The organism is Actinoplanes sp. OR16, from assembly GCF_004001265.1.
GTDB lineage: Bacteria > Actinomycetota > Actinomycetes > Mycobacteriales > Micromonosporaceae > Actinoplanes.
Genome location: NZ_AP019371.1, coordinates 4,576,163 through 4,595,451 on the forward strand (window position 1 = coordinate 4,576,163; position 19,289 = coordinate 4,595,451).

Annotated in this window: 18 protein-coding genes; 12 read left to right on the top strand and 6 right to left on the bottom strand. The window is 71.5% G+C overall.

The annotated features are described in order from the left end of the window. Nucleotides 1-48: 48 nt before the first annotated feature. Together EP757_RS21080 and EP757_RS21090 are read right to left on the bottom strand one after the other, a co-directional pair. Nucleotides 49-1,749 (bottom strand): acyl-CoA dehydrogenase family protein, encoded by a 1,701-nt coding sequence (locus tag EP757_RS21080; protein ID WP_127548575.1) that lies wholly within the window; start codon nt 1,747-1,749, stop codon nt 49-51. Nucleotides 1,750-1,836: 87 nt separating this feature from the next. Next, nucleotides 1,837-2,406 (bottom strand): PadR family transcriptional regulator, encoded by a 570-nt coding sequence (locus EP757_RS21090; RefSeq protein ID WP_127548577.1) that lies wholly within the window; start codon nt 2,404-2,406, stop codon nt 1,837-1,839. A gap of 113 nt (nt 2,407-2,519) precedes the next feature. On the opposite strand from EP757_RS21090, the gene EP757_RS21095 reads away from it, so the two are divergent. Genes EP757_RS21095 through EP757_RS21115 form a run of 5 tightly spaced genes read left to right on the top strand, consistent with a single transcriptional unit; the run spans nt 2,520 to nt 8,719 of the window. Next, a complete protein-coding gene (locus tag EP757_RS21095) occupies nt 2,520-3,947 on the top strand; it encodes an FAD-binding oxidoreductase (protein ID WP_160165827.1) in 1,428 nt (475 codons plus the stop codon). Next, the gene (locus EP757_RS21100; RefSeq protein ID WP_127548581.1) at nt 3,948-4,769 is read left to right on the top strand and encodes a carbohydrate kinase family protein; all 822 of its coding nucleotides are present in this window, start codon (nt 3,948-3,950) and stop codon (nt 4,767-4,769) included. Nucleotides 4,770-4,789: 20 nt separating this feature from the next. After that, complete coding sequence (locus EP757_RS21105; protein WP_127548583.1) at nt 4,790-5,284, top strand: hypothetical protein; 495 nt, start codon at nt 4,790-4,792, stop codon at nt 5,282-5,284. A gap of 43 nt (nt 5,285-5,327) precedes the next feature. Further along, complete coding sequence (locus tag EP757_RS21110; RefSeq protein ID WP_174262427.1) at nt 5,328-6,995, top strand: ABC transporter ATP-binding protein; 1,668 nt, start codon at nt 5,328-5,330, stop codon at nt 6,993-6,995. Beyond that, a complete protein-coding gene (locus EP757_RS21115; protein ID WP_127548587.1) occupies nt 6,992-8,719 on the top strand; it encodes an ABC transporter ATP-binding protein in 1,728 nt (575 codons plus the stop codon). The genes EP757_RS21110 and EP757_RS21115 overlap by 4 nt, the downstream gene beginning before the upstream one ends. 69 nt (nt 8,720-8,788) lie before the next feature. Here EP757_RS21115 and EP757_RS21120 read toward each other — a convergent pair whose 3' ends face one another. The 3 genes from EP757_RS21120 to EP757_RS21130 all read right to left on the bottom strand — a co-directional run bounded on the left by EP757_RS21120 (nt 8,789) and on the right by EP757_RS21130 (nt 11,362). Beyond that, nucleotides 8,789-9,760 carry a permease prefix domain 1-containing protein gene (locus EP757_RS21120; RefSeq protein ID WP_127548589.1) on the bottom strand — a complete coding sequence of 324 codons (972 nt, stop codon included), beginning with the start codon at nt 9,758-9,760 and terminating at the stop codon, nt 8,789-8,791. Beyond that, the gene (locus EP757_RS21125; RefSeq protein ID WP_127548591.1) at nt 9,757-10,110 is read right to left on the bottom strand and encodes a PadR family transcriptional regulator; all 354 of its coding nucleotides are present in this window, start codon (nt 10,108-10,110) and stop codon (nt 9,757-9,759) included. Before EP757_RS21125 ends, EP757_RS21120 begins: the two co-directional genes overlap by 4 nt. 61 nt (nt 10,111-10,171) lie before the next feature. Further along, on the bottom strand, nt 10,172-11,362 hold the full coding sequence (locus EP757_RS21130; RefSeq protein WP_127548593.1) for a macrolide family glycosyltransferase: 1,191 nt from the start codon (nt 11,360-11,362) through the stop codon (nt 10,172-10,174). A 108-nt stretch (nt 11,363-11,470) separates the two neighbouring features. On the opposite strand from EP757_RS21130, the gene EP757_RS21135 reads away from it, so the two are divergent. Together EP757_RS21135 and EP757_RS21140 are read left to right on the top strand one after the other, a co-directional pair. Next, nucleotides 11,471-12,055, top strand: coding sequence for a TetR/AcrR family transcriptional regulator (locus EP757_RS21135; RefSeq protein ID WP_127548595.1), 585 nt, complete (start codon nt 11,471-11,473; stop codon nt 12,053-12,055). Continuing rightward, nucleotides 12,052-13,212: an MFS transporter gene (locus EP757_RS21140; protein WP_127548597.1), complete on the top strand. Its 1,161-nt coding sequence runs from the start codon at nt 12,052-12,054 to the stop codon at nt 13,210-13,212. The genes EP757_RS21135 and EP757_RS21140 overlap by 4 nt, the downstream gene beginning before the upstream one ends. Here EP757_RS21140 and EP757_RS21145 read toward each other — a convergent pair. Then, nucleotides 13,209-13,901 (bottom strand): carbon-nitrogen hydrolase family protein, encoded by a 693-nt coding sequence (locus EP757_RS21145; protein ID WP_127548599.1) that lies wholly within the window; start codon nt 13,899-13,901, stop codon nt 13,209-13,211. The two genes, EP757_RS21140 and EP757_RS21145, sit on opposite strands and share 4 nt — an antisense overlap. 27 nt (nt 13,902-13,928) lie before the next feature. On the opposite strand from EP757_RS21145, the gene EP757_RS21150 reads away from it, so the two are divergent. From EP757_RS21150 to EP757_RS43945, 5 genes are all read left to right on the top strand, one after another. Continuing rightward, a complete protein-coding gene (locus EP757_RS21150; protein WP_160165828.1) occupies nt 13,929-14,837 on the top strand; it encodes a DUF2157 domain-containing protein in 909 nt (302 codons plus the stop codon). A 52-nt stretch (nt 14,838-14,889) separates the two neighbouring features. Then, entirely contained in the window at nt 14,890-15,417 is a 528-nt protein-coding gene (locus EP757_RS21155) for an RNA polymerase sigma factor (RefSeq protein WP_127548603.1), read from the top strand. Beyond that, nucleotides 15,414-16,499 carry a hypothetical protein gene (locus tag EP757_RS21160; RefSeq protein WP_127548605.1) on the top strand — a complete coding sequence of 362 codons (1,086 nt, stop codon included), beginning with the start codon at nt 15,414-15,416 and terminating at the stop codon, nt 16,497-16,499. Before EP757_RS21155 ends, EP757_RS21160 begins: the two co-directional genes overlap by 4 nt. A 121-nt stretch (nt 16,500-16,620) precedes the next feature. Continuing rightward, nucleotides 16,621-17,247 carry a VC0807 family protein gene (locus EP757_RS21165; protein ID WP_127548607.1) on the top strand — a complete coding sequence of 209 codons (627 nt, stop codon included), beginning with the start codon at nt 16,621-16,623 and terminating at the stop codon, nt 17,245-17,247. A gap of 87 nt (nt 17,248-17,334) precedes the next feature. Further along, complete coding sequence (locus EP757_RS43945; protein WP_127548609.1) at nt 17,335-19,284, top strand: methyl-accepting chemotaxis protein; 1,950 nt, start codon at nt 17,335-17,337, stop codon at nt 19,282-19,284. The last annotated feature ends 5 nt before the right edge of the window (nt 19,285-19,289 follow it).

Below are 19,289 nucleotides of genomic sequence, written 5' to 3' on the forward strand. Positions count from 1 at the left end.
TCTTCTCCGAGGTGGGCCCTCCTCGGCGGGGAGGGCCCACCTCTTTCTTCACTGCCTCATCTCGTACGCCCCGACCAGCGCCACGACCTGCTCCCACACGCGCGAGGTGCGGGCCTCGTCGACGACCGGGCGCAGCACCTGTGCCAGCGCCCAGGCGGCCTGGTCCTCGGTGGTCGCCGACTTGCCGTGCAGCTCGGTGGCGTAACCGGCGAAGTCCCGGACCAGGATCGCGAAGATCTCGTCGAGCAGATCGCCGTCCAGGCCGGTCAGGCCGGCCTGCTCCAGGATCAGCTGGCCGTAGACGACAAGCGCGAAGAGCTGCCCGACGGCGAGCAGGAAGTCCAGGTCGTGCTGCTGCTCCCGGCTCGGCGCGTGCTTCAGCAGCAGCTCGCAGAGGCCGTCCGCCTGCTGCCGGAACCGGGCGACGTTCGGCGTTCCGGCGTGGGAGTCGTAGACCGTACGCCAATCCTGGAATTTGATCTGCCCGAGGCCGCGTGCGGGACCCTGCCGGAACAGGAACTCGTCGTCGGCCGCGTCCAGCCGGCTGTTCACTTCGGGGAATTCAGCCGGCTGGAACAGGTAGTTCGGCATGAACTTCAGGATCAGCGCGAGGTTCACATGGACCGTGCCCTCGAGTTTCGGCAGGCCGCGGATGTCCTTCGCCGCCTTGTCGAAGTACGTGTCGGCCTCGAAGCCCTTCGCCGCGATGACGTCCCAGAGCAGGTCGATGACCTTCTCGCCCTCGGTGGTGACCTTCATCTTGGTCATCGGGTTGAAGAGCAGGTAGCGGCGGTCGTCCGGGCCGGCCGAGCGGAAGTAGTCCACCGACCGGTCGGCGAACAGCTTCATGGCGGCCAGCCGGGCGTACGCGTCGGTCAGCTCCCGCTTGACGTGCGGGAACGCGGTGACCGGCTTGCCGTAGAGCATCCGCCGGTGCGCGTGGGTGACCGCCTCGTAGGTGGCGTGCTCGCAGATGCCGATCGCGGCGGTGCACAGGTTGAACTTGCCGACGTTCACGGTGTTCAGCGCGGCGTCGAACGCGGCCTTGCCGGTGTGCAGCACGTCCTGCTCGCGGACCGGGTAGTCGTCCAGCCGGAACTCGCTCACGAACATCTGCGAGTTCACCACGTTCTTGACCAGGTGGTAGTTCGGGTGGCGGCTGTCGGCGGCGAAGAACACGTACCCGTCCGGACCCTCCACGTCGGCACGCCGGCCGAACACGCTGACCAGGCCGGCGACGTTGCCGTTGCCGATGTAGTACTTGCTGCCGGTCGCGGTGAACCCGCCGCCGGCGGCCGGCGTGAGGATCATGTCGGTGGCGTAGATGTCCGCGCCGTGGCTGCGCTCGGAGAGGCCGAACGCGGTGACGTGTCCCTGCCGGAGCAGTTCGGCGGCGTGCGCCCGGGCTTCGGCGTTGCCGCTCTGCCACACCGGGCCGAGGCCGAGGACGGTGACCTGCCAGGTGTACCAGTAGTTGAGGCCGTAGAAGCCGAGGATCTCGCTGAGGGCCACGTTGCGGGCCGTGTCCCAGCGGGTGCCGTCGCCGTCCGCGGCCGGCGTCAGGAACTGTGCGAACAGGCCCTCCTTCGCCGCGAAGTCCAGGAAGTCGGCGTACCACTCGCGGTCGATGTGCGCCTGGAGCAGCCTGCCCTTGCCACGCTCCTCGAAGAAGTCGATCGTGGCGCGCAGCAGCCGCCGGGTCTCCGGGTCGAAGTGCGCCGGATCGTAGGTGTGCGGGTTGAGGAGCACGGTGTTCCTTTCTAGCTCTCAGAGAGTGAGCCTTTTTCAACGTGGCGAGGGCCTCGCTCGCCGGCGCCGGACAACGGCCCGGCGGCCTCAGGCCCGATGCCAGGTTGAAAATTGCTCAGTGCGCAGCGTGTCGAGGACGTCGTCGAGCCAGTCGAGCAGCATCCGCTCGTAGGCGATGCCGCCGCGCAGCACGACGTGTTGCAGGCGCTGCCCGGTGTCGAGCGCGGCGTCCTCCGGGAAGTCGCGTTTCTCGCCGGTGAGGTAGCGGTTCAGGGTCGCCTCGTGGTCGGCCCGGTACCGCTCGACCTCGGCGATCAGCGCGGTCCGGCCGGCGGCGTCGTCGAAGGCCGCCCCCCGGATCCGCACGGCCAGCTCGTGCCGGACGGCTTCCGGCTGGACCGGCTCGCGCAGCCAGCCGACCAGCGACTCCCGGCCGGTGGTGGTCACCGAGTAGGCCCGCTTGTCCGGCCGGCCGTCCTGCCCGATCTCCTCGGCGCTGACCCAGCCGTCGGCTTCCATCCGCTTGAGGACGCGGTAGATCTGCTGGTGGGTGGCGGTCCAGAACCGCCCGATCGACCGCTCGAAGCGCCGGGCCAGCTCATATCCGGACCCCGGCTGCTCCAGCAGGGAGACCAGGATCGCGTGTTCCAGGGCCATGCTCGCCATGATGCTATGCAACTCGTTGCATAGCAAGGAGAATGGTTCGGCCCCAGGTCCCCCTCGGAGCGTTGCTACGGCGGGGTTTTCGTCCGATATGACACGATATGGTGATGTCGCTGTCACGCCGCGCGGTTCTCGGTGCGGGGGCCGCCGCGCTCACCGGCGCCGCCATCAAGCCTTCCGCATCCCGGGCCGCCCCGGACTGGAAAGCACTCGCCGCCTCCCTCGACGGCGACCTCGTGCTGCCCGGCGCCGACGGTTACGACAGCGCCCGCAAGCTCCATGATCCGCGGTACGACCAGGTCCGGCCGCCGGCCGTGGTGTGCTGCGCCGGCCCCGAGGACGTCGCCGAGGCGGTCCGCTTCGCGCGCCGATCCCGGATCCCGGTGGTCAGCCGGGGTGGCGGGCACTCCTACGTCGGCGCGTCCACGGCGGGCAGCGGTCTCGTGCTCGACCTGCGGCGGCTCGACGGCATCAGCTACGACTGGGGCAGCCGTACCGCGGCGATCGGCGGCGGCGCTCTGCTCGGACGCGTCTACGACCGGCTCGGCGCGGCCGGGAGATCGATCCCTTCGGGATCGTGCGGGTCGGTCGGGATCAGCGGGATCACCCTGGGCGGGGGGATCGGCATGGCGGCTTCGGCGTACGGGCTGACCTGCGATCGGGTGATCGAGGCGGAAGTGGTGACGGCCGACGGGGTGCGCCGGACCGTCGGCTCCGACCGCGAGCGGGACCTGTTCTGGGCGTTGCGCGGCGGGGGAGGCGGGCAGTTCGGGGTGGTGACGGGCTGGCGGATGGACACCCACCGGTCCACGTCGATCGGCACGTTCGTGCTGACGTACCCGTGGACGGACGCGGCCCGGGTGGCGGCCGGCTGGCAGGCGCGGCTCGCGAGCGCCCCGGACGAGACCTGGTCGTCCTGTCAGTTCGGGTCGGATGAGCGGGGGCGTCTCTCCGTACGGATCTCGGGGGTGGTCCTGGAGGGTGACCCGGACGCGGAGGCCGCGGAGATCGCCCGGGCTGCCGGGCGGGAACCCGCCGGCGCGAAGCTGGAGCGGCGGCCCGCGCTGGACGTGATCCGTGATCGTGCGGGTGAACCGGAACGGGCGACCCAGCTGGCCGGCAGTGAGGTCTTCCGATCCGTGCTGCCGGACTCGGCGGTGGCCGCTCTACTGGAGACGGTGGAGCGGCGAGCGCGGGAAGGCAAGCCCGGCATCGCCAAGTTCAAGCGGCTGACCGGCGCGGCCGCCCGGGTGGCGCCGGAGGCGACGGCGTTCCCGTGGCGCGGCGCGACCACCATGCTGCAGTGGCTGGTGCTGCCTGCCGCCGCCGATCCGGCCACTGTGCAGGACGGGTACGCCTGGATCGAATCCGGTCACCGCGCGATGGCCCGCTGGTCGTCCGGCCGGTACGTGAACTACCTCGAACCGAGCCCGGCGAGCCTGCCGCGTTACTACGGCCCGAACTTCTCCCGGCTGCGCTGGATCCGCGCGACAGTCGACCCGCAGGCGGTCTTCCGTTCCCCGTACGCTCTCTAGATGCCTCGTGTCCTGATCGCCGGCCCGGTCGCCTGGAACCTCATGATCCACCTCGAGGAGCTGCCCCGGCCCGAGCCACACATGGTCGTCGCCGAGTGGCACCACGAAGCGGTCGGCGGGACGTCCGCCGGTAAGGCCCTCAACCTGCGCAGGCTGGGCGTGCCGGTGACGCTGGTGACCGTCCTCGGCTCGGACGAGGCCGGCCGGCGGGTGAGGGCGGCGCTCGGCGGCATCGACCTGGTGGTCGCCGAGACCGCGAACGGGACCGAGCGGCACACCAACCTGATGTCCGCGACCGGTCAGCGCACCTCGATCTACCTGAACCTGCCGCAGCCCGCCGGGCCGGTGCCGGTGCCCTCGTTCGGCGACGTCGACGTGGTCGTCGCGGACCTGGCCGCATTCAGCCTTCCGGTGCTGCGCGCGGCCCGTGAGGCGGGCCGGGAGATCTGGTGCGACCTGCACGACTGGGACGGCGAGGCCGAGTTCCAGCGGGAGTTCGCCGAGACCGCGGACGTGATCTTCGCGAGCGGCGACCGGCTGCCGGACCCGGTCGTCTTCATGCGTGAGCGGATCGACGCGGGCGCCCGTCTCGTGGTCGTCACGTTCGGCGCCGAGGGCGCGATGGCCTGCGAACGCGGCGGCGACCCGATCCACGTCCCGGCGTCCCCGGTGGAATCGGTGGTGGACACCAACGGCGCCGGCGACGCGTTCTTCTCCGGTGTCCTGGCCGGCCGGCTGAGCGGGCTCCCGCTCGCCGAGTCGCTGAAACAGGGTGCCGACGCCGGTGCGGCCGCCGTGCGATCGAAGGAACTCGCTGGCTGACACCGCCTACACTGCCGGGCGTGCGAGCCGATCGACGTGTGGTGCGCGGCGCGGTCGCGGTGGTCCTGGCCGGCGGCCTGCTCACCGCTGCCGCGTTCGCCGGGGCACGGTGGTTCACCGCCGGGCAGCCGGTGGCGATCACCCCGCCGGCGGGGGCGACCGAGCAGCTGCCCGAAGGCGGCTACGAGTCGAGCGTGGACAACGAGACCAGCGACGTCCACGCCCAGCTGGAGAGCGGCCGGGGCTGGCCCGACGTGCACGTCTATGCCCTGCCGGCGGATACCACCTGGTCCGACGTCACCCCAGTGGTCGGTGGACAACTGGAGGGCTGGAAGCAACTCGGCCAGTGCGGCGAGACCGGCCGGCGGGTGACCACCTGCCGCTGGGAGGAACAGGCCCGCTGGCAGCCCCGCACCGTCCGGGCCGTCCTCCTCGGGCCGCCGGCGATCAACCCGGAGGCCGGTTACGAGTGGCCGGACATCAAGATTCTGATCATCGGCGCCGGGCGCGGCTAAATGGGGTGACAAGCCCCAGGGGGGATGTAGCAGCATCCAAGGCGTGGATGTGCGCGGACCCGGACGATTCCTGTGGTGGCTGGCACGGCGATGTCGCAGGAGGGTCGCGCTCGGCGCGTTGTTCGGGTCCCTCTGGTTCGTCACGCTGGCGCTCACGCCGTACCTCATCGCCCAGGCGGTGGATCGTGGCCTCGCGCCGCGTGACCCGAGCGCGCTGATCCCCTGGGTCGCGGCGGTCCTGGCCCTCGGCGTCGCGACGGCCGCTCTCGGGATCCTGCGGCACCGGACGATGACGAAGCTGCGCCTGCAGGCCGCGCTGATCACCGCCGACCTGGTGATGGCGCACGCCACCCGGCTCGGCGCGGCCCTGCCCCGCAGCGTCACCGCAGGGGAGGTCGTCACCATCGGCATCTCCGACGTGTGGACCATCGGCCGCGCCATGAACGTCGGCGGGGTCGGCGTGGCGTCGGCGGTGGCGTTCCTGGTGATCGCGACCCTGCTGTCCCGGATGTCGCCGACGCTCGCCGTGGTGGTGCTGACCGGCGTTCCGGTGCTGGCGCTCGTCGTCGGGCCGCTGCTCGGGCGCACCCAGCGGGCCGGGGCGCGGTATCGGCACGCGCAGGGGGAGCTGAACGCACGGCTCGTCGACGTCCTCGGCGGGCTGCGGATCCTCAACGGGCTCGGCGGCAAGGCGGTGCATCTGTCGCGCTACCGGCGGGAGTCCTCGGCGGTGCGCGATCTCGGCTACCGCGTCGGCCGGCCGGCGAGCTGGATCGGCGCGCTCGGCGACGGGCTGCCGCTGATCTTCCTCGGTGTCGTGACCTGGATGGCGGCGCGTCTCACGGCCGAGGGTTCGCTCACCGTGGGCGAGTTGATCGCGGTGTACGGGTACACGGCCATGCTGGTCGTGCCGGTGAACGTGCTGATCTTCTGCGGGTTCGACATCACGCACGGTGTGGTGGCCGCCCGGCGCGTCACCGAGTTCCTGCGGCTGCCCGCCGACTCGCTGCTCGGCGCCGAGGCCCCGGCCGGTCCGGCGCCGCTGCACGATCCGGAATCGGGGGTGACCGCCGCGCCGGGCCGGTTCACCGCGGTGGCCGCCGACCGCCCGGCCGACGCCATCGCCGTGATCGACCGGCTCGGGCGGTACGGCGCCACCGACGCGACCTGGGACGGCGTCCGTCTCGACCGGATCGCTCAGCCACAGGTCAGGTCCCGCGTCCTGGTCGCCGAGAACGACGCCGGCCTGTTCGCCGGCCCGCTGCGCGCGGTGGTGGCCGGCCGCTCCGAGCCGGACGACGCGCTGGTCCAGGCCGCGATCACCACGGCGGTGGCGCACGACGTCGCCGACGACCTCGGACGGCCCGTCGACTGGGGCGGGCGCAACCTCTCCGGCGGCCAGCGCCAGCGGCTGCGGCTGGCCCGCGCGGTCCACGCCGACCCGGAGATGCTGCTGGCCGTCGAGCCGACCTCGGCCGTCGACGCGCACACCGAGCTGGCCGTCGCCGAGCGGCTCGCCGCCGCCCGGGCCGGCCGGGGAACCGTCGTCGCGACCACGTCGCCGGTCCTGCTGGACCGGGCCGAAGTGGTCTACTTCCTGGCCGGCGGACGGGTGGCGGCCAGCGGGACACATCAGGAGCTGCTGTCGTCGTCGCCCGGCTACCGGGCCCTGGTGATGCGGGTCTTCGAGTCGGCCGAGGAGGGCGCGTGAGCACGGTGCTGCCGATCGCGGGAAACCGGGAGGTGGGGCGGGCCGCATTGCGCCTGCTCGCCGCCGACCGGGCCGCAGTCGTCTCGATGGTCGCGATCAGCTCACTGGCGGCGCTCGCCGCTCTCGGCGCGCCCTGGCTGCTCGGCCGGGTGATCGACACGGTGACGTCCGGTGGCGGGGTCCGCGAGGTCGACCTGCTGGCGCTGGGCGTTCTGGTCTGCGCGGTGCTGCAGACCGTGCTGTCCCGGTTCGCCCTCGCGATCGGGTACCGCTTCGGTGAACGGACGGCCGCCCGCATCCGCGAGGGATTCCTGGAACGGGCGCTCGCCCTGCCGGCCGCCGTCGTCGAGCGCGTACCGGCCGGCGACCTCGCGGCGCGCGGCAGCACCGACGTGGACGCCGTCGCCACGACGCTGCGCGACGTACTCCCGAAGGTCTTCATCGGGTTCGTCCAGGTGGTGTTCATCCTGGTCGCGGTGGTGGTGCTCGACCCGCTGCTCGGGCTGGCCGGCGTGCTCGGGCTGTCCGGCATCTGGTTCTGCGTGCGATGGTACCTGCGGACGGCCCGGGACGCGTACCTCGCCGAAGGGGCGGCCAACTCCCGTCTCGCCGAGGAACTGGCGGCCACCACGGAGGGCGCCCGTACCATCGAAGCTTTTGATCTCGCAGCTCGCCGGATGGAGGCGGGCGACTCCGCGATCGCCGAGACCCGCCGGACCCGGCTCGCGACGCTGGCGCTGCGGAGCGTGTTCTTCCCGATCGTGGAGACGTCCTATGCGATCCCGACCGTGCTGGTGCTGCTGGTGGGCGGGTTGTTCTACATCGACGGGCGGCTCACGCTCGGCGCGGTCGCGGCGGCGGTGCTCTACCTGCGTCAACTGGTCAATCCGCTGGACACCATCCTGATCTGGGTGGAGCAGTTGCAGAGTAGTAGCGCCTCGTTCGCGCGGGTCGAAGGCTTGAGTTCGGTGGATGCGGGCCGGGCGACATTTCCGGAAATGTCGCCCGCCGGCGATCGCATCGAAGTCCGTGGAGTCCGTTATGCCTACGCGGCGGGCCGGGACGTGCTGCACGACGTGGATCTGACGGTACGGCCGGGCGAGCGGCTCGCCGTGGTCGGACTGTCCGGAGCGGGCAAGTCCACGCTCGGCCGCCTCCTCGCCGGCGTCGACCGGCCGACGGCGGGCTCGGTGACCGTCGGCGGCGTGCCGATCGCCGATCTCGGTCCCGACCAGCTCCGCCGTCAGGTGGTGCTGGTGACGCAGGAGCACCACGTGTTCCGCGAGTCGCTGCGGGACAACCTGATGGTGGCCGCCCCCGACGACGACCTGCGCCGGGCGCTGGCGACGGTGGGCGCCGACTGGGCCACCGACCTCGACCGCGACCTGGGGGAGCACCCGCTCGACGGCGCTCAGGCCCAGCAGCTGGCGCTGGCCCGGGTCCTGCTCGCCGACCCGCACACGGTGATCCTCGACGAGGCGACCGCCCTGCTCGACCCGAACGCGGCCCGTACCGCGGAACGCGCCCTCGCCGCCGTCCTGCACGAACGCACCGTCATCGCGATCGCCCACCGCCTGCAGACCGCGCACGACGCGGACCGGGTGGCGGTCATGGACGCCGGCCGGATCATCGAGCTGGGCACGCATGACGAGCTGGTGGCGGCGGGCGGTTCGTACGCGGCCCTCTGGCGCTCCTGGCACAGCACCCCGTCGCTGCCGGCCTGACAAGCGGGGTCCGACGTGGCGGAACGCCCGCCGCCGGGAGTCGGCGACGGGCGTTGCGGGCGCGGTGGGTCAGACCGTGGTGGGCAGTTCGGCCGGGAGACCGCGGCGGTTGCGCTCGGCCTTGATCGCGACGTCGATGATGTCGTAGACGGTGCCGACCACGACGATCACCGTGATGATGGCGGTCAGCCAGTCGAGCGGCTTGGTCGTGCCCCAGTCGAGGGTGGCGACCCAGTCCGGGTTGAAGAAGCGGTCGGTCTGGAGCAGCCACACGACCGGCCCGGCGAACAGCAGCGCGAGCACCGCGTTGACGATCGTGACGGTGTGCGTCCACGCGTTCCTGCGGAACAGCCAGAGGGCGTAGACGGCTTCCAGGATCAGGACCACGATCAGGTACGGCCACCAGGACGTCCAGTTGTCCGGGTTGAGCACCGGCTCGTCGGTGAACGCGAACTGCTGGAGCACCAGGCCCACGATGAGCAGCAGCGGCCAGACGACGCCGGTCGCGAGCTCGCCGATGCTGATCGCCCGGACGTCGTGGCGCGGCAGGTCGTCCAGGTTCCACTCGCGGTTGGGCAGGGTGGGCAGCTCGGACCGGGCCACCCCGCTGCGCTCCAGGATCGCGAAGACCAGGGTGGTCCAGAAGACCATGTGCACGCCGACCGTGATGACAGTGCTGATGGCCGTGCCGATCGCGGTGCCGATCGACGGATCGCTGAGCGTCTTCACCGTGGTCAGCACCACGACCACGATCGGCAGGACGACCGCGGCCATCATGGTGATCAAGCGCTGCCAGATCGGGAAGAGCTCGGGGCCGATCAGGTACTGCTTGCGGTCGGCGTACTCGTCGGCGAGCTTGCCGGGGTCACCCAGCTCCAGCAGCGTCTCCTCGACCGCCGCGTCCGGCGGTGAGCCGCCGGCGACTCTCGCCTCGACCGCGTCCTCGATGGACGTGCGCAGTTCGCGGTCGATGTCGGTGCGCTTCTGCTCCGGGATGCGGCTGAGGACGGTCTGGACGTAGCGGTCGATGAGGGTGGTCATGAGGCGCTCCCGGAGTCGGTGGGGTTGTCGAGATCGGTGACCGCTTTGTCGAGCCGCGTCCACTCGTCGCGCAGGGCTGCGGCGATCGCGTCGCCCTGCGCGGTGGTCGTGTAGAACTTGCGCGGCCGTGCCTCGTCGGTGTTCCACGAACTGGTCAGCAGGCCCTGGGACTCCAGGCGCCGCAGCAGGGGGTAGAGCGTGTTCGCCTCCACCTCGAAACCGGCCGCGCTCAGTGTTTCGAGCAGCGAGTACCCATAGCCCGGCTCCCGGAGGACGGTGAGACTCGCGACGACGACCGTGCCGCGGCGCAACTCCTGTAGGTGAGTGGAGAGCGTCGCATCCGTTGTCATGCCACTCACGATAGTGTGCGACACACACCATCGCAAGTAGCACTGCATTGTGTTCAGAGCATCAGTGAATCCCGGCATTTCGATCCGGGAGGGCGGCCTCGATGATGGCGGCCGCGCGATGCGCGCCGCTCTCCCCTCGTACGACCGCCTTGATCTTCGCGGCCTCGGCCACCGGCGGACCGGAAGCGAGTCGCAGGAGCGACGCCCGCAGGTCTTCCGCCGTGACGGTGGCCGCATCGACCACCTCGGCCACACCCAGCGCCGCGAGCTGCTCGGCGTTCGCGAACTGGTCCGCTGCCTGCGGCGCCGCGATCATCGGCGTGCCGGCCCAGAGGCCCTCGCTGCTGCCGCCCATCCCGGCGTGGGTGAGGAACGCGTCCGCCTGCTCCAGGATCGCCAGCTGCGGAACCCAGTCGTGCACCTCGACCGAATCCGGGATCGGGCCCAGCCCAGACGCCGTCACGTGCTTGCCGATCTGCAGCACCGTGTGCCAGCCGGGCAGGTCGCCGAAGGCCTCGACGCAGCGCCGGTAGAAGTCCGGATGATCGGTGAAGGCCGAGCCGAGCGAGACCAGCAGGACCTTCTCGGCGTCCGCCGGTCGTGTCCATCCGCCCTGGTCGCCGCGGTCGCCGAAGATCGGGCCGACGAAGTGGTAGACCTCGTCGTCCACCCGGTCGGCGTTCGGCTGCAGGGCGCGGGGGATGAGCGCGAGGCACTGCTCCGGGCGGCCCTGGAACGCCAGGCTGTCGGTGACCGAGGAACCGTTCGCGGTGAGCCACTCGGTGAACCGGCGGTAGTAATCGGCGCCCTTCGGGTCGGCGCGCAGCTGATCGAGCATCGGCGCCATCTCCTGCTCGTAACCGTCCCAGGCCACGAACGTGGGGGAGAGCTGGATCGCCGGGATGCCCCACTGCTCGCCGAGGAGCCGGGCCGGAGCGCCGGCGATGTCGTAGAGGAACAGGTCGGGTCGGTCGTCGTCGTAGAGGTCGCGCAGCTGCGGGAGCATCGCGATCGCGTCGTCGAGGAACGCCGTCAGGTGGTCGACGGGGTTCTCGCTGACGACGTCATCTCCCGTCAAGAGCGTCGATTCGTACGGTTGGAGAGTCGCACCCGTGGCGGCGACGGCGTCGGCGAACGAGGGGTCGTTCGCGTAGGTGACCCGGTGGCCACGGCTGACGAGCGTGCGGACGATCTCCAGGCTCGGGTTGACGTGGCCGTGGAACGGGATGCTGACGATGGCGATATGCGGCATTTGATGCGCTCCGGCTCGTTGGTCGACTTCAACGAGACGCAACGTATCGTCTTGCGTTCGACGCTGTCAAGACGAGACGTTGCGTCTCGCTTTGGTAAGCTGACGGGCATGACCGCCGACCCCGCCCGCCGCAACGAGCGCTCCCGCCGCGCCATCCTGACCGCGACCCTGGAACTGCTCGGCGAGACCGGCTACTCCGACCTGACCATCGAGTCGATCGCCGCCCGTGCCGGGGTGGGCAAGCAGACCATCTACCGCTGGTGGCGAGGCAAGGGCGCGGTCGTCCTCGAAGCGCTCGTCGACAGCACGATGGCCGCCGCCGAACCGGTCGCGCTGCCGGACACCGGTGACATCCGGGCCGACCTGCGCGACGTCCTGCGGGCCACGGTCGCCGAGTTCGCCGACCCGAAGCTCTCCGCCACGACCCGGGCGATCACGATCGAGACGCTCGGCGACGAAGGGCTCGCCGAGCAGGTTCGCGACCAGTTGCTGCGCCCGCAGCTCGACGCGGTGAAGGCACGGCTGCGGGCCGGTCAGGACGCCGGCCAGGTCCGCGACGGCATCGACCTGGACCAGGCGGTGGAGCTGCTCTTCGGACCGCTCTACCACCGGTGGCTGCTGCGGAACGGCCCGCTCACCGAGTCCTATGCCGACGGCGTCACCGACCTCGTCGTCGCCGCGATCGCCAAGTGACCCCGCAGGGGTTGACGCTCCGGCAGCTCGGGCCGGCGATCTTCCTGCCGTCCGGCGTCTACTCGATCGGCCTCGGCGCGGTCGCGCCCGTCGTCGCGCTCTCCGCCACCGGGCTGGGCGCGTCGTTCGCCGTCGCGGCGGTCGTCGCCGGCATGGTCGGCGTCGGTCAGATCCTCGGCAGCATCCCGGCCGGCGTCCTGGTGTCCCGGATCGGCGAGCGCAGGACCATGCTGCTCGGCGCCGCCTGTGCCGTGCCGGCGCTGCTGGCCTGCGTCGTCGCCGGTCACGTGCTGCTGCTGGCGTTCGCGGTCATGCTCGTCGGCATGGCCGGCGCGACCTGGGGGGTGGCCCGGCACGCGTTCATGACCGAGGCGGTGCGGCCGGAGCTGCGGGCCCGGGCGATGTCGACTCTCGGTGGCGTCGGGCGGATCGGCACCTTCGCCGGGCCGTTCGCCGGCGCCGGGGCCGTGCATGTCATGGGGTTGAAAGGTGCTTATCTGGTCGCCCTCGGCTGTTCGCTGCTGGCCGGGGTGTTGCTGATGCTGCTGCCGTCGGTGCCGCATTCCTCTTCGAGCGGCGCGGAACGACTGAAACTGATCAGTGTCGTCAGGGACAACTCGACGACGCTGCGGACCCTCGGCTTCGGCGTGCTGCTGGTCGGCGCGCTGCGGGCCTCACGGCAGACGATCCTGCCGCTCTGGGGTGCTCAGCTGGGCCTCTCGCCGGCCACCATCGGCCTGATCTTCGGGATCTCCGGCGGCGTGGACATGCTGCTGTTCTATCCGGCCGGCAAGCTGATGGACCGGCACGGCAGGAAGGCCGCCGCGGTACCGGCGATGGCGTTGCTGGGCACGGCCTTCGCGCTGCTCCCGCTCACCTCCGGGATGGTCGGCCTGACTCTCGCCGGGGTGCTGATGGGCATCGGGAACGGGCTCAGCGCCGGCCTCGTCATGACGATCGGCGCCGATGTGTCGCCCGCGGCAGGCCGTGCTCGATTTCTCGGCGTGTGGCGGGTCTTCTCCGACCTCGGCACCGGCGGCGGACCGTTATTGATCGGTGCGGTGACGGCGGTGGCGTCGCTGACCGCCTCCGCGGTGGTGGTCGGTTCCGCCGGATTGCTGGCGGCTCTTCTCCTGAGCCGCTGGCTGACGCGCTAGCGCTCGAACGTCCATCGGGCGAAATCGCCCGGTTCCGGGCCGGCTTCGGCGAGCACGTCACCCTGGGCGTCCCAGATTCCCGACCCCCCGGACGTACGGCCGAAGCCCCCGCCCGTAGGACCGGCGAACGCGGCAGTGGCCGTCCACACCCGATGCTCGGCGGCGACCCGTTTCGCGCGATCGCCGTGCAGGCTCGCCTCGTGGTCGTGGTGCACGACGCCCGCCACATAGCCGTCGATCGCCAGCGCGGCGGTCCGCTCCGCGTGCTCGGGGATGCCGGTGTCCCGGCAGACGGCCAGGCCGAGCCGCCACCCGTCGACGTCGAGCACCACCGGCTCGCCCGGCACGAACCGTTCCGCCTCGCTGCCATGCAGGTAGACCTTGCCGTAGACGACCCGCGCACCCGTGCCGTCGACCGCGAGCACGCCGATCCACGGGCCCGGGACCGGCGCTCCCACCAGTGCTGTCGTCCCGGTCGCCGCGCACGCCTCGACGATCGGCGCCAGCCGCGGGTCATCGGGCTCGACCACGGCGGCGTCCAGCTCGTATCCGGTCAGCGACATCTCCGGGAAGACCACCACCCGGGCGGAGGCCTCACGGATCACGGCGGCGTGCGACAGCGCGTTGCCCGCCACGTCGTGCGCCACGCAGTGCGGTTGGGCCACGGCGATGGTCAATGAATGCGACACTGTTCTCCTTCCGTCCTTCACGATCTGGTGGTTCTCCTGAACGCTACCGACGACCGCCTCCGTGCGGCACTCGACCGGCTGGTCGAACGAGGCGTCCTGGACGACCGGCAGGCAGGCGCCGTGCTCGCCGAGGTCGCGGCGCCGCGCAGGGAGAACCGGGGCCGTCCGCCCTGGGGCGAGATCGCCGGCTATCTCGGGGCGTCGCTGGTGCTCGGCGCGATCCTGCTCTTCCTGGCCGGTCAGTGGGGCGGCCTGGACTGGGGCAGCCGGGTCGCCGTGCTCACCGGTCTCGCCGTCCTCCTGGTCACGGCAGGGCTGGTCGTCGGGCGGCGGCCTTCGGAAGACGTCAGCCGGCGGCTGGCCAGCACGCTGCTCACCGGGGCGGCCGGCGCTGCCGGGTTCGCCGTGTACGTGGCGTTCGACCAGGCGTTCGTCGCCTCGCTCACCGGGCTGGCCGTGGTGTCCGCCGGATACCTCCTGGCGAGCAGCGCGGTGGGCCAGCTGGGCGTCGCGGTCGCGGCCTTCCTGTTGTACGCGTCGCTGCTCGACTGGCGGGAAGTCTTGGATGGGCCGACGCCGCTCGGGGCCGGCGTACTCCTGCTCGGGGTGGTCTGGGCCGTCGTGCCCTGGCCGGAACGCCGGTTCGGGCGGGCGGTCGCCGTGGTGCTCGGGCTGAGCGGTGCCCAGCTCGTGGTGATCGACGACGACATCCTCGGGTATGCGCTCACCGCGGCCGTGGCGGTGGCCTGCTTCGCCTGGTACGCCCGGGAGCGCGACTGGGTGCTGCTGGCCGGTGGTGTCGTGGGCGCCACCGTGGTCACTCCGGAGATCCTGTACGAGGTCACGGGCGGGTCGATCGGCGGCAGTGGCGCGATGCTCGTCGCCGGCGTGATCCTGATTGCCGGTAGCGTTCTCGGCGTACGGATGAAGCGGTAGGGATTTCTCTCCGGGCCGGGAACCGGGCGGCGGCCTCGGGCGTGTATCGGTCATGACGGCTTCGACGGGGGCACCAATCGACGGGGGAGAGGTCCTGCGTGAGAGCGGGCCGCCCGCCGAGGATTTCGAGGCGTTCTACCGCGCCAATGTGGACCGGGTCTACCGCGCTCTCGCGGTGACCCTGCGGCAGGACGATCTGGCCGGCGAGGCGGTCGCCGAGGCGATGGCCCGCGCCTATTCCCGCTGGTCGACAGTGGGCAACCTGGACAACCCGGCCGGCTGGGTGTTCCGGGTCGGGCTCAACTGGGCCACCTCCTTCTGGCGCAAGGCGCGGCGGGAGAGACCGCCGAGCGAGCGCCCCGAGCAGATCCAGCGCGGCACCGCGGAGACCGCCGTGTTCGCCCGCGAGGTCCTCGCCCGGCTGCCACGCCCGCAGCGGGCCGTGGTGACCTGCCGGATCCTGCTCGACATGACGACCGCCGAGACCGCGGAGGCGTTGCGCATCAGCGAGGGCACCGTGAAGAGCCGGCTGTCCCGGGCGCTCGCCGACCTGCGCCGCGACCTGAACGAGGAGGGATGACCGTGGACCGCATTCCGCAGGACGTCGAGGCACTGGTCCGCGACGCGGCGCAGGCCTCACCCGGTTACGGCGGCGACTTCGCCGAGATCCCCCGGATCGCCCGCCGCCAGCAGCGCCGCCGGACGGCTGCCGTGTTCGCCGGCGTCGCCGCCGTGCTCGCCGTCGCCGGCGTCGGCGTGGCGGCCGACCGCGGACCCGACCCGGCGCCGGTCGACCCGCCGGCCGTCACCCCGACGACCGTGACGGTCCCGCCCGGGGCGCAGCGGCTGATGCTGAACGGCGCGAATGGGGAATACCGCACGTTCGACAACGGCACGATGACCTATACCGAGCTCGGCCGGACCCAGGTCGGCGAGTTCTCGGTGGACGGTTCCTGGCAGTGGCGCCTGCACCAGCTGACCGGCCCCGACCGGTGGGACGGGGTCGTCGGGCGCGCCGACGGCAGCATCGTGGCGGCCGGGCCGTCCGGCGCGTCCACCGAGCTGGTCGTCGTCGACGCGGCCGGCGCGATCGTGCAGTCCCGCGACCTGGGGGAGCCGGTCGCGCTGGTCAGCGCCGACGAGAAGCACGCGTACCTGTGGCGCCCGTCCGGGCTCGTCGAGCACACGCTGAGTTCCGGTGCGGAGCGGGTCGTGGTCCCCCGGGAGCTGATCGAGGTCGACGACGTCTTCGGTGGGCAGATCGTGACCGCCGACGTGGCGAACGGGCTTCTCGCCCTGGTCCGGAAGGCCACGCCGTGCGTCGTGGAGCTCTACGACCTCAGCGGGCCCGACCACGCCGGGATGTACACCATGGCCGAGGACAGGACCTGCTCGCGGGTGACCGGACTGCGTCTGTCGCCTGATGCGAAACGGGTGGCCGTGGCCATGTGGTTCATCGAACCGGGGTCCGGGCCGCACGTCGAGGTCCTGGAGACGGACGGCGGCACGAACATCGGTGGCACCGATGTGGACGTCCAGCCCGCTGAGGTGGATCCGCTCATGGCCGTGGCCTGGGTCGACGACAAGACGCTGCGCGGCGTGTTCTTCCATGCCTCCACCAGCACGGCGAGTGATCTGACGCCGTTCACCGTCGTGCTGTGACGGCCGCGTGTCCATCGACCGGTTGACAACCGGGCTCGGTGGCTCGGTCGTCCCGGCGAACCCCGTGGTCCGGAGAGGATTTCCTCATCAGCGGGACGGCATCACCACGAGGGGGAGCACGATGAAGGACGAGTCCGCGGGCGCGATGATCCGGACGATGGCCTGCGACCTGGGGATCCCGGTCGTGACCTACTACGCCCTGCACGCGGCCGGGGCCGGGGACGGCGCCGCGCTGCTCGCCGGTACCGCCGCGGCCGGGCTGCGGATGGCGTGGGTGGCGGTGCGGAGCCGGTCGCTCAGCCCGTTCTCGCTGCTGATGGGCGCGGTCTTCGGGGTCGGGCTGCTGTTCACGCTGCTGACCGGCGACGCCCGGTGGCTGCTCATCAAGCACTCGGTGATGTCGGCGGTGATCGGGCTGGTCTTCCTGGTGACGGCGTACCGGGGGCGGCGGCCGCTCACCCTGCTCGCCCAGCAGAGCTTCGTGCCGGGCCGGGCGCGGGCGCTCGGGGCGGCGTTCGAGGCGGACGAGCGGGTGCGGCGGGGGCACCGGGTGGCGTCGCTGGTGTGGGGCGGCGGGCTGCTCGCCGAGGCGGTGGTCCGGGTCGTGCTGGTCTACCTGCTGCCGGTCTCGGTGATGGTCGGCCTGTCGACGGCGCTCACGGTGGTGACGTTCGCGCTGCTGATCGGATGGAACGCCCGCTTCATCGCCAAGCACCGCCACCACAGCGAGTTGGCCCTCGCCGCCTGATCGCCCGGGCCGGTGGACCGGGCTCAGCGGTGGGCCGGGTGTGCCGATCTAGCAAGTGTGGTGGGCTCTTCGAAGCGCGGTTCCCGGGTGACGATCAAGGTCCGTGTCGTCGCGGCCATGGTGGTGATGCTGGTGCTGTCGATGCTGGTGGTGGTCGGTTACATCACCGGCCGCAACTCGTCGGAGGCACGGGAGACCGGGTTCGACTATGCCGATGAGGTGACCCGGGCCAGCGGCGGGGAGATCAGCAAGGTGCTGCTGGCCGGGCTCGGGACCGCGCGGGACATGGCGCAGGTGTTGCAGGCCACGGCCGGGACCGGTTCGTCGCGGCGGCTCGCCAACGCTCAGCTGAAGGCCGTGCTGGAGTCGCACGAGGACTACCTGGGCACGTGGACCGGGTGGGAGCCGAACGCGTTCGACGGCAGGGATCGGCGGTACCGCAACGCGGACGGCTCGACGGACGCGACCGGGCGGTTCGTGCCGTACTGGTTCCGCGACGGCGACGAGATCAGCCTGGCGCCGCTGGAGGGGTACACCGAGGCGGGGGCGGGCGACTACTACCTCGTGCCGAAGGAGACCGGCAAGGACAAGGTGGTCGAGCCTTATCTGTACGACGTGGGCGGCGTGCAGACGCTGATCACCTCGATCGCCACGCCGATCGAGCGGGACGGCACCGTCGTCGGGGTGTCCGGGATCGACATGTCGCTCGCAACCCTGCAGACCATCGTCGGCGGGATCAAGCCGTTCGGCACCGGGTCGGCGGCCCTGGTCAGCACCGGCGGGCTGCTGGTCGCCGGCGACGTGGGCGAGGCCGGATCGGCAGCCCCGGACGATCTGACGAAGCTGGCTGCCGAGGCCACCGATGCCGGGGCCACCAGCCGTAGCGTCACCGAGATCGACGGCGAGGAGACGCTGCGGATCGCCGCGCCGATCACCATCGGGGAGAGCGACACCTGGTCGCTGGTCGTGTCGGTGCCGACCGCCACGGTCCTGGCCGCCGCGAACACCACCCGGACCGTCAGCATCGTGCTCGCCTGCGTGGCAGTGCTGGTCGCGGCGCTGGCAGCGTTCTTCCTGGCCAAAACGATCGTGCGGCCGATCGAACGGCTCCGGGACCGGATGGCCGAGATCGCCGACGGGGACGGCGACCTGACCCAGCGGGTGACGATCGCCCGCGACGACGAGGCGGGGCAGCTCGCGGCGGCGTTCAACAGGTTCGTCGAGAAGGTGGCCGTCACGATCCGGGGCATCGCCGGTTCGACGGGCATGCTGGCCGGCGCGGCACAGGAGCTCACCGCGGTCAGCAACCGGCTCGAATCCGGCGCCAACGAGGCGTCCCGGCAGGCCGTCGAGGCGAGCGACGCCAGTGAGCAGGTGAACGCCGGCGTGCAGGCGATCGCGGCCGGTGCCGAGCAGATGAGCGCGTCGATCGCCGAGATCTCCACCAACGCGACGCAGGCCGCCCAGGTGGCGTCGCAGGCCGTATCGATCGCCGAGCGCACCAACAGCCAGGTGGCCGAGCTCGGCGTGGCGAGCACGGAGATCGGCGAGGTGGTGCAGCTGATCACGTCGATCGCCGAGCAGACGAACCTGCTCGCGCTGAACGCGACGATCGAGGCGGCACGCGCCGGTGAGCTGGGCAAGGGGTTCGCGGTCGTGGCCGGGGAGGTGAAGGAGCTCGCTCAGCAGACGGCCTCCGCCACCGAGCAGATCACCGCCAGGATCACGGCCATCCAGTCGTCGAGCGGATCGGCGGCCACCGCGATCGGGGAGATCGCCGAGGTGATCGCGCAGATCGGGGACTACACGACGACGATCGCCTCCGCCGTCGAGGAGCAGACGGCGACCACGTCGGAGATGAGCCGTACCGTCACCGACGCGGCGTCGAGCAGCGGTGAGGTGGCCCGGACGATCAACGGGGTGGCGTCGGTGGCGTCGTCGACCGCGGACGGCGCGCGGACCACCCAGGAGGCCGCGGCCAACCTGAACCGGCTCGCCGACGAACTGACCGGGCTGGTCAACGCGTTCCGCTACTGATCTGA